The organism is Pseudomonas sp. BN417 (assembly GCF_029871205.1).
Taxonomy (GTDB): Bacteria; Pseudomonadota; Gammaproteobacteria; order Pseudomonadales; family Pseudomonadaceae; genus Metapseudomonas.
This window is the reverse complement of record NZ_SSOJ01000038.1, coordinates 1-14,566: the sequence shown is the minus strand read 5'-3', so window position 1 is coordinate 14,566 and position 14,566 is coordinate 1. Positions and strand designations below refer to the sequence as shown.

Here is a 14,566-nt window from a genome sequence, read left to right as displayed (position 1 = left end):
TGGAGCTGCAGTACGTGCAGGGCAGCGGTCCGGCCGGGCGCATCCTCCACGAAGACCTGGATGCCTGGCTGACCCATGGCGGCAGCGTCGCGCCGACAACCAGCGGCTACGCCGCGCGCAATGACGAGCAGCAGGTCCCGGTGATCGGCCTGCGCCGCAAGATCGCGCAGAAGATGGCCGAAGCCAAGCGGCGCATCCCGCACTTCAGCTATGTCGAGGAGATCGACGTCACCGACCTCGAAGCCCTGCGCGTCCACCTCAACGCCAAGCATGGCGCCACGCGCGGCAAGCTGACCCTGCTGCCGTTCCTGGTCCGTGCGCTGGTGGTCGCCCTGCGCGACTTCCCGCAACTCAATGCACGCTACGACGACGAAGCCGAAGTGATTACCCGCTACGGCGCCGCACACGTCGGCATCGCCACCCAGAGCGACAACGGCCTGATGGTGCCGGTGCTGCGCCACGCCGAGTCCCGCGACCTGTGGGGCAATGCCGGGGAGATCGCACGGATCGCCGAAGCCGCGCGCAGCGGCAAGGCGCAGCGCGATGAGCTGTCCGGCTCGACCATCACCATCAGCAGCCTCGGCGCCCTCGGCGGCATCGTCAGCACGCCGGTGATCAACCATCCCGAGGTGGCCATAGTCGGCGTCAACCGCATGGTCGAACGGCCGGTGGTGATCAACGGCCAGATCGTGGTGCGCAAGATGATGAACCTGTCCTCCTCCTTCGATCACCGGGTGGTCGACGGCATGGATGCGGCGGCTTTCATCCAGGCCGTACGCAGCCTGCTCGAACATCCCGCCACGCTGTTCCTGGAGTGAGCATGAACCCGACCCTGGAAACCACCCTGCTGATCATCGGCGGCGGCCCCGGCGGCTACGTCGCCGCCATCCGCGCCGGCCAGTTGGGCATCCCCACCGTGCTGGTGGAAGGCGCCGCCCTTGGCGGCACCTGCCTGAACATCGGCTGCATCCCCTCGAAGGCACTGATCCACGCCGCCGAGGAGTTCCTCAAGGCCCGCGAGTACGCCGCGCATTCGCCCCTGGGCATCCGGGTGCAGGCGCCGCAGATCGATATCGCGCGCACCGTCGAATGGAAGGACGGCATAGTCGACAAGCTCACCAGCGGCGTCGCCGCCCTGCTGAAGAAGCACGGGGTGAAGGTCGTGCAGGGCTGGGCGCGCATCGCCGACGGCAAGACGGTGGACGTCGAGCTGATCGGCGGTGGCAGCCAGCACATCCATTGCGAACACCTGCTGCTGGCGGCCGGCTCGCAGTCGGTGGAACTGCCCAGCCTGCCGCTGGGCGGCAAGGTGATCTCCTCCACCGAAGCCCTGGCGCCGAATAGCCTGCCCGGCCGCCTGCTGGTGGTCGGTGGCGGTTACATCGGCCTGGAACTGGGCATCGCCTACCGCAAGCTCGGTGTCGAGGTCGCGGTGGTCGAGGCTCAATCACGCATTCTGCCGACCTATGACGAAGAACTGACCCGCCCGGTGGCCAATGCCCTGCGCAAGCTCGGCATCGAACTGCACCTGGGTCACAGCGTGCTCGGCCAGGGCGACGACGGTGCGGTGCGCGTGCGCAACGCCGAAGGTGCCGAATCCAGCCTCGTCGCCGACCAGGTGCTGGTCGCCGTCGGCCGCCATCCGCGCAGCGCCGGCTGGAACCTGGAAAGCCTGCAGTTGGAAATGAACGGCCGCGCCGTGAAGATCGACGCGCAGTGCCGCACCTCGATGCGCAACGTCTACGCCATCGGCGACCTGGCCGGCGAGCCGATGCTCGCCCACCGCGCCATGGCCCAGGGCGAAATGGTCGCCGAACTGGTCGCCGGCAAGCGCCGCGAGTTCGCCCCCACGGCGATTCCGGCGGTGTGCTTCACCGATCCGGAAGTGGTGGTGGTCGGACTCTCGCCGGAGCAGGCCAAGGCCGCCGGTTTCGACTGCCTGGTGGCGAACTTCCCCTTCGCCGCCAACGGCCGCGCCATGACCCTGGAGTCCAGCGACGGTTTCGTGCGCGTGGTGGCACGCCGCGACAACCACCTGATCCTCGGCTGGCAGGCGGTGGGCAAGGCGGTGTCCGAGCTGTCCACGGCCTTCGTCCAGTCCCTGGAAATGGGCGCGCGCCTGGAAGACATCGCCGGCACCATCCACGCCCACCCGACCCTTGGCGAAGCGGTGCAGGAAGCGGCGCTACGCGCGCTGGGGCATGCGCTGCATATCTGAAGCCGGAGCCGGTGGGGCACCGGCCGCTCTGGGTGGGGAGCTTGTTTGTGGCGGTACGCAGTCGACAACTGCCATTCACCTCCCCACCCGGCCTGTTCGTCAGGCCGGCAGGCCGATCAGCTCGAAACGCTAGTTGTCAGTTGCCTGAGGCCGCTCCGCCAGCGTGCATTCCGCCAGGGCCTCCGCCTTGGTCGCCATTTTTCTGAAGCGCTGAACCCACTGAGCGAATGGCCGGGCGATGGCTACGTGTAGCGGCGCACCCGGACGCCGTTACACCAACCTCGGCGAAGTCATCTCGTTCAAGCACATAAACTCATGGGAGGTAGCCGCAAGGATCGAGCAGGAGAGCCCAATGAAAACGCCATCCTCCAACACCGTGCATTTGTCGACCGTCCAGGCCGACATTGACCATTTGCGTTTCCATCGCCCCCATGAGCATCTGGCAACAACCTTCGGCAATGACCTGTTTGCCCTCAAAGCCGAAGCGTTTGCGCGGTTCTTTGGCACGCCGCGGTTTCTGGGCGCGCAAACCGCAATTGTCATGGCCTGGATTGGTGCGAACGTTGCCGGCCTGGTCCATTTCGACGCCTACCCGTTCATCCTGCTCAACCTGGCCTTTAGCCTCCAGGCAGCCTATGCGGCGCCGCTGATCCTGCTTGCGCAAACACGCCAAGCCGCCCGGGACAATGCGCATGCCGAAGCGGATGCAAAACATAGAGAGGCGCTTGCTGTCGCCAATGAACAGCGGCAGGCCATGGCTGCACAAACCAGCGCTCAGCTGTTGGTATTGCTGGAACAGAACACTCGGCTCACGGAGCTCACCAAAGAGCTGACAGAGCGTATCGAGATGCTGACCGTCGAAGTGCACGCACAGGTGCTCAAGGGTGTTTGATTGGAACGCAGAGTAAACACTCAATGGATCGATCCACCCGGAGCCTACCCCCCCCTACCGGCCAGCAGCCCTGCACGATGTGCATGGCCGGGAATACCCTAATCCGGCGACGCCCAGATCACGTTCTCGCTATTGATCACGGGGAGCCGTCCAGGATTGATGTCGAGCTCGTTGTGGAGAAACACCCGGGCTTTCTCGACCTCGAAAGGCCGGCCAAGCCTTTGCCTGAGAACGCTCGCAGAAACACCGAAATGCCCGCAAATGGGACACTTGATCTCAATCCCATAGAGTTGAGAGCTGATCTGCTGCGCCTCACCTGAGCAGTTCACGCATTTCATGTCACGCCTCCTCGGCACTCGATGACTCCCGCACACGAGCCAGGAAGTCTCTCCGCCAGCGCATCGGAACAGACGCGCCAACTTCTGCGCAGATCAGCAACGACAGCGGACAGTTCATGCACGGACACGGGTAATCCACGCTCCAGATCGAGGCCCCGGCATGGCGCGGCAAACCTGGCGCACGAGTGCGCAATCACGGCATCGCCGTTTTTGCCGGTGGCGTCTTCGAGCAGTTGGGAGCGACGGTTGGGACGGCCTCGGCGTCATCTTCCGGGTCTGGGAACGAATAAAGTTCGGCCCGGGAGAAGGTCGGCAAGAGCGGTGCGCGTTCGTGGGGCTTTCCAGGCACGAGGGGCGTCTGGATGGTAGTCGGTTTGTCGCTACTGCTTGAGATGCTCATGGTGCTCTCGACAAGGCCCGGAATGCGGCGGGCCGGTTCAATGAGCCTGGCAGAGCGCGGGGCGGTCGTCGGTGCGCTATAGCACTTATACGCCTTGCAGCGCGCACAAGGTTCAGGGTGCAGGGCCCTGGTGCGGCGGCAGTTCGTCTCTCTGCGGCACGCGTGCCGCCTCGTTCGCCGCCTCGGCATGCTGGAACAGCAGCTGGCCGGACGTGCTCCAGGGTGGCGGCCGTCGCAACAGAGGCTTGCCGAGTTTGCGACGCAGATTGGGATCGATGTAGGTGTGCATGGCTACCTCGGGGATGAAGGCGCTGCAGGATGCAGTGCCTCTTGTGAGCATTGCAGATCAGGCGAGCCTTCTCGGTGCGCCATCCCACAGACGGCTATGTGCCCCAACGCACTGACCGCCAGCGGCGAGCCTGACACCATGCTCGTAGCATCCATTCCCGCCTGTAAGGAGCCGACATGACTGACGAAGCCGATAGCCGCACTCCCGATACCGTCGATACCGCTGTGCAGAAGCCGGACAGCCCCGCGCGCAGGCAACGAACACACGCCCTCTACCACTTCCTCGACAAGGTCGACGCGATCATCCAGAAGAGAAGTGAGCTGCAGCCGCCACGACAAGCAGGGGCAAAAGCCCCGGGCGAAGAGCCCCTGCCGCTGGAAATGCAGACTCCCCCGTCCTTCGCCCGCTCCATCACCCCACGTGGCGATGACGAACTCACCGACCTTGGCCCCGTCGAGGCCCCCAGGCGCTGATCCCCCGAAAGGCGATGGGCCTTGCACCGACCAGGCGCAGCAGCGCTATGCGCGGTGGCGCACCGACCGATCGATTCGCCGCTGCCATGATGTCCTCGATGAGCACTCGCCAATTCGCGACTACCGCCATCCAATGACTGAGGCCGGACAATGAGCAGGGTTCTTGCAGACATCATCAAGAGCAAATGGCGAGAGCTGGTGGGTACCGCCAGAGTTCTCTGGGATGAACTGACCGTGGCCGAACTGATTGACTCCGAAGGCGACCCCCAGAAGCTGGCCAACCTTATTGAGCAACGCTACGAGATGAGCCATGAGGAAGCCGAGAAGCAAGTGATCAGCTTTTTCGAGAGAAGCCGTACCGTCTGACTGCATGCGCCGCCTGAAGCGCCATGCCCGGCAAGGGAGATGACCATGATTTCTGCATACTTCGTAGTTTCGAAAGGCTCCGGCAACATCATCCGGATCACCCGGCGCGAAAGCCCGCCAGACGATACGCCAACCGTCTTCAATGTACCCGTTTCGAGCTCCAGCCAGATGCGCTATGACAGCATCTACGCTGACGGCGAGGACCTGATCAGCCTGCAACGCGTCACCCGGCTGGCCAAGGCCGGCAGCATGGCCCCCCAGAACTCGTGCCGGATAATCTGAGCCGCGAATCACCGCCCTCCCCTGTGCCATACCTGTGTCCGCCATGCCCACCTGTGTGCGCTAGCAGACAGACGCCCCCTTCCGCCGCACCCAGACTCGAAAAGGCAACTCTGCCTAGCAATCGTGCCGGGGTAAGTCTGCGGCATTGCCCACACGGCCCACGCCCGTGGGGCGTGCGCGCCGCCACCTTCGCTACCAGTCTGTTCTGCAGCTTCCTGCTCGATCGTAGCGGCATCCACCGGACCGTTCGCTGACGCGGCGACAACTACCTCAAGGCCCCGGGATGGACATCTTTCGTACCCTGGCAACGCTCCGACCAATCCACTTCGACGCCCTGTTCGCGCGCTGGCGGACGGCCTTCCGACAGTTCGAGTACGAGCCCGACTTGCGCTCGGACCTGTTCAGCGCTGAGCAGATGGAACAGCACGGCCCGCTTCTGGCCGGGCTGCACCGCCTGAGCCCGCACAGGACTTCGGATGGGCTGCTGCAGCGATTGGCCGACAACGAGGCGACCCTGGCCAGCAGCTGCAGGATTCTCACGGCCGCCGCGCTGTCGAACCGACGCATCACGCCCGCCGGGGAATGGTTGCTGGACAACCACTACCTGATCGAAGAGCAGATCCGCACCGCACGCAAACACCTGCCCAAGGGCTACTGCCGCGAGCTGCCGCACCTGGCCTCCGGCAATTCCGAGGGATTGCCGCGGGTCTATGACATCGCCCTGGAAACCATCTCCCACGGCGATGGACGGGTGGACTGCGACAGCCTCGGCCGCTTCGTCACCGCCTACCAGGCCGCGACACCGCTCAAGCTCGGCGAACTCTGGGCCATTCCCATCATGCTGCGACTGGCGCTGATCGAGAACCTGCGCCGCGTGGCCTCGCGCGTCATGGCCAACTGGGATGACCGCAACCTGGCCGATGACTGGGCCGACCGCCTGGCCGAAATCGCCGAGCAGGACCCGAAGAGCGTCGTGCTGACAGTGGCGGATATGGCGCGCGCTGCCCCACCGATGACCAGTTCCTTCGTCGCCGAACTGGCCCGGCGACTGCAGGGCCAGAGCGCGGCGCTGGCATTGCCGCTGAGCTGGATCGAACAGCACCTGGCTGAATCGGGGCTGAGCATCGAGCGCCTGGTATCGGCAGACGCCCAGCAGCAGGCCGCCGACCAGGTGGCGATCAGCAACAGCATCGCCAGCCTGCGCCTGCTGTCGGCAACCGACTGGCGCGATTTCGTCGAGGGCATGAGCCACGTCGAGCAGACCCTGCACAAGGACCCGGCCGGCGTGTACGGCGCCATGGAATTTGCCACCCGCGACCTCTACCGGCACGTGGTGGAGCACCTGGCAAAGCACTGTGAACACTCGGAAACGACAGTGGCCAGCACCACCCTCGAACTGGCCGGCAGCACACCGTCAGAGGATATCGCGAGCCACGTCGGCTACTACCTGATCGACAAGGGGCGGCCGGAACTCGAACAACGCCTGGCGGTAAGCCTGCCACTCCGGGAGCGCTGGGAGCGCCTGTTGCAGCGCGCGCCCCTGCTCTTCTTCCTGGGCCCGGTGGTGGCGCTGTCCCTCGGCTTGACCTGGCCCTTCATGCTCTGGGCGCTAGCCAGCGGCCTGCCGCCCTATGCGGTGGCCCTGCTGGCGCTGCCAGCCGCCCTGATGGCGAGCCGGCTGGCGGTAAGCCTGGTGAACTGGCTGGTCACCCTGACCGTGCCCCCCCACCAGCTCCCGCGCCTGGATTACAGCAAGGGCATCCCCACGGAGGCACGCGCCCTGGTGGTGATACCCACCTTGATCGGCAGCGCCAAGGACATCGACGAGCTCTGCGAGGGCCTCGAAGTACGCTACCTGGCCAACCGCGACAACAACCTGCATTTCGCCCTGCTGACCGACTTCCTCGACGCCAGCACCGAAGTCCAGGAGCAGGACGCCGAGTTGCAGGCCGTGGCGCGGGAACACATCGAGGCGCTGAATCGCAAGTACCCCGACGCCGCCGTGGACAGGTTCTTCCTGTTCCATCGGGCGCGTCGCTGGAATCCCGCCGAGAGAACCTGGATGGGCTTCGAGCGCAAGCGCGGCAAGATCTCCGAACTCAACGCGCTGCTGCGCGGCACTGGCCTGGAACGCTTCGCCTTGATCGTCGGCAGGATCGACGTCCTCTGGCAGGTGAACTACGTCATCACCCTCGACACCGATACCCAATTGCCGCGCGATGCGGCGCGGCAGTTCGTCGGCACCCTGGCCCACCCACTCAACCGCGCCCGGTTCGATCCGCCGGGGCGTTGCATCACCGGTGGTTACGCCATCCTGCAGCCACGGGTAGGCATCAGCCTGCCGAGCACCGCTCGCTCCGCCTATGCCCAACTGCTCGGCAGCGACGCCGGGGTCGACCCCTATACCCGCGCTGTGTCGGACGTCTACCAGGACCTGTTCCAGCAGGGCTCGTTCATCGGCAAGGGCATCTATGCCGTGGATGCCTTCGAGCAGTCCCTCGACGGCCACTTCCCGGACAACAGCATCCTCAGCCATGACCTGATCGAAGGCTGCTACGCACGCTCCGGATTGCTCAGTGATGTGCAGCTCTACGAAGAATTCCCGTCGCGCTACAGCAGCGATGTGAAACGCCGCCACCGCTGGATTCGCGGCGACTGGCAACTGCTGCCCTGGACCCTGCCCTGGGCACCGAACGCCCACGGCCGCCTTGAGCGCAACCGCCTTTCCGCCCTCTCGCGCTGGAAGATTGCCGACAACCTGCGACGCAGCCTCGAACCCGCAGCATTCCTGGCCATGTTCCTGGCGGGCTGGCTACTGGTGGACCAGCCCCTGGCCTGGACCCTGGCGGTACTGGCCATTGGCATGCTCACTCCGCTGCTCGCCTCGCTGCTCGATCTCCTGCGAAAGCCCCACGACATGTCTCTGGGGCAGCATCTCAAGGCCACCCTGCGCAGCTCTTCCCAGCACTTTGCCCGCGCCCTGCTGACCCTGGCCTGGCTGCCCCATGAGGCCCACTACAGCCTCGACGCCATCCTCCGCACCCTGTGGCGCATGTACTTCAGCAAATCCCGGCTGTTGCAGTGGAGCCCGTCACGGGAGGTGGAGCGCACCAGCACCAACCACCTGAACGGCCTGTACCGGATGATGTGGATAGGCCCGGCGCTCGCTTTGATGCTCGCGCCGCTGCTGGTGATGAATCCGCTGGCCCTGGCGGCTGCCGCTCCCCTGCTGTTGCTGTGGCTGGCGAGCCCGGCGATCGCCTGGTGGATGAGCAGGCCCTCGACTCCCAGGCGCTTCGCTCCGGCTCCAGGGGACCTGCGCTTTTTGCGCAATCTGGCGCGCCAGACCTGGGCCTTCTTCGACCAGCACGTCGGCCCCGAGGACAACTGGCTGCCGCCCGACAACCTCCAGGAACACCCCACCACCACGCTCGCCCACCGCACTTCGCCGACCAACATCGGCATGGCGGTCCTGGCCAACCTGGCCGCCTACGACTTCGGCTACCTGAGTGCGGCGCGCCTGCTGCAGCGCTGCGACCGGACCCTGGCCAGCATGTCGAGCCTCGACCGATACCGGCGGCACTTCTACAACTGGTATGACACCCAGACCATGCAGCCCCTGGCGCCGCACTATGTATCGACAGTGGACAGCGGCAACCTGGCGGGCATGCTGCTGACCCTGGGTCCCGGCCTCCTTGCGCTGGCCGACGACTGCCCCTTCCAGCCGAACCAGCTGCGCGGCCTCGACGACACCCTCGATGTGCTGGAGAACGCGTTCGCCGGCAACGAACACGCAGGGCACAACCTGCGCAGGCTTCGCGGCACGCTGGATGCGGCGCTGGCCGCACCACCGGCATCGCTGATGGCCGCCTTCGACTGCCTGCAGGCGCTGAGCGGCGAGGCGGAAGAGCTGGCGGCCGACAGCGACGCCGCACCCGACAGCGACGCTGCATTCTGGCTGCTGTCCCTGCGTGCCCAATGCGCGGACCTGCACGACCAATTACGCCTCTGCCTGTTGCCCAGCGCCGGCGACGGGGTAGCCGCCGCGAACATCACGCCCCTGCCCTCCTGGCGCCAGCTCGCCCAGCTCGACGTCGAGCAATGGCCGGAACCGATGCGCGACAGCGTCGCCGCCGTTCGCCGCCATGCGGCCGCACGGATCAGCGATGCCGAGCGCCTGGCTGAAACCGCTGCAAGCCTGGCTGATATGGATTTCGGTTTCCTCTACGACCGCCAGCGCAACCTGTTCACCATCGGCTACAACGTCGACGAGCGCCGCCTGGATGCCAGCTTCTACGACCTGCTCGCGTCCGAGGCGAGGCTGAGCACCTTCGTGGCGGTCGCCCAGGGCCAACTGCCCCAGGCGAGCTGGTTCAGCCTCGGCCGGTTGCTTACCAGCACCCGTGGCGTGCCAGTGCTGCTGTCCTGGTCGGGCTCGATGTTCGAGTACCTGATGCCGTTGCTGGTGATGCCGCGGTACGAAGGCACCCTGCTCGACCAGACCTGCTGCGCCGCCGTCGCCAGGCAGGTCGAGTACGGCCAGCAGCTGGGGCTTCCCTGGGGCGTTTCGGAGTCCGGCTACAACACGCTGGATGCACACTTCAACTACCAGTACCGGGCCTTCGGCGTGCCCGGCCTGGGGCTCAAGCGCGGCCTGGGCGATGACCGGGTAGTGGCGCCCTACGCCTCGGCGCTCGCCCTGCTGGTGGCCCCCGAGCTGGCTTGCCGGAACCTGCAGGCCCTGGCGGCACAAGGCCTGGCCGGACGCTATGGCCTGTACGAAGCCATCGACTTCACCCCGGCGCGCCTGCCGCGCGGGCAAAGCTTCGCGGTGGTTCGCTCGTTCATGGTTCACCACCAGGGCATGAGCTTGCTGGCATTGGCCAGCCTGCTGCTGGATCGCCCCATGCAGAAGCGCTTCGAGTCCGATCCGCAGTTCCAGGCGAGTGCACTGCTGCTGCAGGAACGCGTGCCCAAGAGCGCCCGGGAATACCAGTACACCTCCGACCTCCAGACCGGCAGCGCCGACACGCGGCCCGTCGAAAACAGGCTGCGGATATATGCCGACCCAGGGCGCCGCCAGCCCGCCGTCCAGCTGCTGTCCAATGGCCGCTACCACGTGATGGTCAGCAGCGCCGGCGGCGGCTACAGCCGATGCCGAGACCTGGCGGTGACCCGCTGGCACGAAGACGCCACCTGCGACGACTGGGGCATATTCTGCTACCTGCGCGACGTTGCCAGCGGCGATTTCTGGTCCGCCGCGCACCAGCCGACGTTGAAGCGGCCGGACCAGTACGAAGCCATCTTCTCCGATGCCCGCGCGGAGTTCCGCGTTCGCCAGCGGGACTTCGACGCCCACAGCGAGATCGTCGTCTCCCCGGAAGATGACATCGAGCTGCGCCGGATCACCCTGACCAACCGCGCCCGCACCCGGCGCAGCATCGAGTTCACCAGCTACGCCGAAGTGGTGCTGGCGCCGGCCATCAGCGATGCGCTGCACCGGGCATTCAACAACCTCTTCGTGCAGACCGAACTGCTCAAGCCCCTGCAGGCGATCCTCTGCACGCGCCGGCCTCGTTCGAGCGCGGAGCAGGCGCCCTGGTTCTGCCACCTGCTGGCGGTCCACGGGGCGGACGTCGACGCCATTTCCTACGAAACCGACCGCGCCCGCTTCATCGGCCGTGGCCGCAGCCTGACCAACCCGGCGGCCATGGATACCGGCGGTGAAATGCTTGGCGGCACCTCCGGCTCGGTCCTCGACCCTATTGTCGCGATCCGCTGCCGCATCACCCTCGACGCGGGCCAGGCGGCCACCCTCGACCTGGTCAGCGGTGTCAGCGACAGCCGCGACGGCTGCTTGCAACTGATCGACAAGTACCGCGACCGCCACCTTGCCGACCGGGTTTTCGACCTCGCCTGGACCCACAGCCAGGTGCAGCTGCGTCAGCTCAATGCATCCCTGGCCGATGCCTGGCTCTACGAGCAGATGGCCGCCTCCATCCTCTACGCCAATGCTGCGCTGAGGGCGAAGAATGGCGCCCTGACCGGCAACCTGCGCAACCAGTCCGGCCTCTGGGGCCAGGGGATTTCCGGCGACCTGCCGATCGTGCTGGTGCAGATCACCGATGCGGCCAACATCGAGCTGGTGCGCCAGCTGGTGCAGGCCCATGCCTATTGGCGGCAGAAGGGCCTGGCGGTCGACCTGGTAATCTGGAACGAGGACAGCGCCGGTTACCGGCAGCAGCTCCAGGACCTGATCATGGGCCTGATCACCTCCGGCGCCGAAGCCAACCTGATCGACCGACCGGGCGGGATTTTCGTACGGCCGGCGCAACAGCTCTCGCAGGAAGACCGCACCCTGATCAAGGCCGTAGCGCGGATCATCGTCAATGACGCCGCCGGCACCCTGCATGACCAGATCCTCCGCCGTCAGCCCAAGGGGCCCTGGCCGCGCTTCGACCCCGGCCTTCTCCCCCCGCAGGCACAGGCGCCGGGGCCTGCGACCGGCGCTGCCGACCCTGCCCTGTGCCTGGCCAACGCCTATGGTGGCTTCAGCCGCGACGGCAGCGAGTACGTGCTGAAGCTGGAGCCTGGTGTCGCCACCCCGGCCCCCTGGGTCAATGTGTTGGCGAATCCGGCATTCGGCACCGTCATCTCGGAAAGTGGTGGCGCCTACACCTGGAACCTGAACGCCCACGAGTTCCGCCTGACGCCCTGGCAGAACGATGCGGTTCGTGATGCCAGCGGCGAGGCCTTCTACCTGCGTGACGACGAGACCGGGCACTACTGGTCACCCACGCCCATGCCCAGGCGCGGCAGCGGCCCGTACGTGACGCGCCACGGCTTTGGCTACAGCTGCTTCGAGCACCGCGAAGACGGTATCGAAAGCGAACTCTGGGTCTACGTGGCGCTCGACGCACCCATCAAGTACTCGCTGCTGAAAGTCCGCAACTTGTCCGGTCGCCCCCGCAAACTGTCCGTCACCGGCTATGTCGAATGGGTGCTGGGCGATCTGCGAAACAAGACCGCGATGCACCTGGTCACTGAATTCGACAGGGGCGCCGGCGCGCTCCTCGCACGCAATGCCTACTCGATGGAGTTTCCGGGGCGAGTGGCCTTTTTCGCGGTAGACCCGCCGAGCCGCAGCCACACCGCGGACCGCAGCGAATTCATCGGCCGCAACGGCAACCTCCAGGCACCAGCCGCGATGGCGCAGAAACAGCTCCTCGGGCACTGCGGCGGCGGCCTCGACCCCTGCGCTGCCCTCCAGGCAGGTATTGAACTTGCACCCGGCGCCTCACGGGAGCTGGTGTTCTGTCTGGGCGCCGAGCAGAACGCCGGGGCCGCCGTGGGCCTGCTGCGCAACGTCCTCAGCCTTGGCGCAGCCCATGCGGCCTTGCAGGCCGTACGCGAACACTGGCGCGAAACCCTGGGGCAGGTGCGGGTGGAATCGGCTGAGCCCGCGATGGATCTGATGCTCAATGGCTGGCTGATGTACCAGGTCATCGCCTCGCGCTTCCTGGCCCGCAGCGGCTATTACCAGTCCGGCGGCGCCTACGGCTTCCGTGACCAGCTGCAGGACAGCATGGCCATGCTGCATACCGCCCCGGCCAGCGCACGCCAGCACCTGCTGCTGTGCGCTGCCCATCAGTTCCTGGAAGGCGATGTGCAGCACTGGTGGCACCCACCGATGGACCGCGGCGTACGCACACGCTGCTCGGACGACTACCTGTGGCTGCCGCTGGCCGTCAGCCGTTTTGTCCGGCAAACCGGCGACCGGAGCGTACTCGACGAGCAGGTTAGCTACCTCGAAGGGCGCGAACTGAATGAGGGCGAGGAATCCTATTACGACCTGCCGGAGCGCTCGATGCTGCAGGAAAGCCTCTATCAGCATTGCCTGCGTGCGCTGGAACGCGGAATGCCACGAGGCGCCCACGGCCTTCCGCTGATGGGTGGCGGCGACTGGAACGACGGCATGAACCGAGTCGGAGAACTTGGCCAGGGTGAAAGCGTGTGGCTGGGCTTCTTCCAGCATGAGGTGATGGAGCGGTTCGCGGTCACCGCGCTGGAGCATGGCGATGCCGCCTTCGCCGTGCGCTGCAACGAGCAGGCCGCGAAACTGCGCGCAAGCCTGGAGCGACACGGCTGGGATGGCGCCTGGTATCGACGGGCCTACTTCGATGACGGCACGCTGCTCGGCTCGGCCAACAATGACGAATGCCGCATCGACTCCATCGCCCAGAGCTGGTCGGTGCTTTCGGGTGTAGCCCCGGTCGAGCGGCGGCGCCAGGCAATGGACTCGCTCTATGAGCATCTGGTGCAGCGTGACGCCCGCCTGATCCGGCTGCTTACACCGCCCTTCAACCGTTCGCTGCCCGACCCGGGATACATCAAGGGCTATGTCCCCGGTGTGCGCGAGAACGGCGGCCAATACACCCATGCCGCGGTCTGGGCGAGCATGGCCTTCGCCGAAATGGGCGACAGCGCGCGGGCCTGGGAGCTGCTGGACATGATCAATCCGGTGAGCCATGGCCTCGCCGGCGCCATCGAGACTTACAAGGTCGAGCCTTACGTGCTGGCGGCCGATGTATACGCCATGGCCCCGCACGAGGGTCGTGGGGGGTGGAGCTGGTACACCGGCGCGGCCGGCTGGATGTTCCGTCTCATCCTCGAGTCACTGCTCGGCGTGCAACGCGAGGGCGCAAGCTTGCGCTTCGAACCCGTGCTGCCAGCAGGCTGGCGGGGCTACAAACTGCGCTACCGCTTCGGCTCGACGCTGTACCACATCAACCTGGTTCAGACCGAAAGCGTACCGGGCGGCCAGCAAGTCAGCCTCGATGGAGAAAGGCTCGAAGATCGGCGTGTGCCCCTGGTGGACGATGGCCAGGATCACCATGTCGAAGTCCACTGCCAACCCTGCGGGCCAGTGCAACCGAGAGCCTGGCCCGAGGACGAAGCGGCTTACCTGCCGGGGCACGGGGACGGCACCGGGTAGTCCTTGACATTCCGGGCCTTCCCCTTGAGGGCGGGCCGGAGGTAAGGGATACGGGGACAACCTTGCGAGCGCTTCGCTGTCCCTCGCGAATGAATGGGATATGCCTGCATTGGACGACGCTCCAACCTACGCGGACACCCCGGCGTAAATGAATTGGCTATGTCTGCATTAAGTGTTGCTAGAACGTCCTGAGCCGAGTTGCTTATCGAGTGGGCTGCAAGTCCCTGTTTCGCCTCCCGGCGAGTCACTTCTTTCAAACGTCGGGATGCCGAACCACAAAGAAGTAACCAAGAACGCTCGCCCCTGCATCCGG

Annotated in this window: 9 protein-coding genes; 7 read left to right on the top strand and 2 right to left on the bottom strand. The window is 65.8% G+C overall.

Going from position 1 to position 14,566, the window contains the following annotated elements; genetic code table 11:
- From E8F11_RS03380 to E8F11_RS03370, 3 genes are all read left to right on the top strand, one after another.
- The coding region (locus E8F11_RS03380) for a dihydrolipoamide acetyltransferase family protein (protein WP_280287391.1) at positions 1-818 on the top strand (818 nt) is incomplete at its 5' end.
- Between the two features lie 2 nt (positions 819-820).
- Complete coding sequence (gene lpdA, locus E8F11_RS03375; RefSeq protein WP_280287390.1) at positions 821-2,218, top strand: dihydrolipoyl dehydrogenase; 1,398 nt, start codon at positions 821-823, stop codon at positions 2,216-2,218.
- A gap of 352 nt (positions 2,219-2,570) precedes the next feature.
- Positions 2,571-3,110 (top strand): DUF1003 domain-containing protein, encoded by a 540-nt coding sequence (locus tag E8F11_RS03370; protein WP_280287389.1) that lies wholly within the window; start codon positions 2,571-2,573, stop codon positions 3,108-3,110.
- A gap of 98 nt (positions 3,111-3,208) precedes the next feature.
- On the opposite strand, the gene E8F11_RS03365 is transcribed toward E8F11_RS03370, so the two are convergent.
- A complete protein-coding gene (locus E8F11_RS03365) occupies positions 3,209-3,448 on the bottom strand; it encodes a hypothetical protein (RefSeq protein ID WP_280287388.1) in 240 nt (79 codons plus the stop codon).
- 512 nt (positions 3,449-3,960) lie between these two features.
- Positions 3,961-4,137 carry a hypothetical protein gene (locus tag E8F11_RS03360; RefSeq protein ID WP_280287387.1) on the bottom strand — a complete coding sequence of 59 codons (177 nt, stop codon included), beginning with the start codon at positions 4,135-4,137 and terminating at the stop codon, positions 3,961-3,963.
- A 176-nt stretch (positions 4,138-4,313) separates the two neighbouring features.
- Between E8F11_RS03360 and E8F11_RS03355 the strand changes: the two genes are divergently transcribed.
- The 4 genes from E8F11_RS03355 to E8F11_RS03340 all read left to right on the top strand — a co-directional run bounded on the left by E8F11_RS03355 (position 4,314) and on the right by E8F11_RS03340 (position 14,253).
- Positions 4,314-4,610 (top strand): hypothetical protein, encoded by a 297-nt coding sequence (locus E8F11_RS03355; protein WP_280287386.1) that lies wholly within the window; start codon positions 4,314-4,316, stop codon positions 4,608-4,610.
- Positions 4,611-4,760: 150 nt separating this feature from the next.
- Positions 4,761-4,976, top strand: a complete 216-nt coding sequence (locus tag E8F11_RS03350; protein WP_280287385.1) for a CsbD family protein — start codon at positions 4,761-4,763, stop codon at positions 4,974-4,976.
- Between the two features lie 45 nt (positions 4,977-5,021).
- Complete coding sequence (locus tag E8F11_RS03345) at positions 5,022-5,258, top strand: hypothetical protein (protein WP_280287384.1); 237 nt, start codon at positions 5,022-5,024, stop codon at positions 5,256-5,258.
- A 283-nt stretch (positions 5,259-5,541) separates the two neighbouring features.
- Complete coding sequence (locus E8F11_RS03340; protein WP_280287383.1) at positions 5,542-14,253, top strand: glucoamylase family protein; 8,712 nt, start codon at positions 5,542-5,544, stop codon at positions 14,251-14,253.
- Positions 14,254-14,566: the final 313 nt, after the last annotated feature.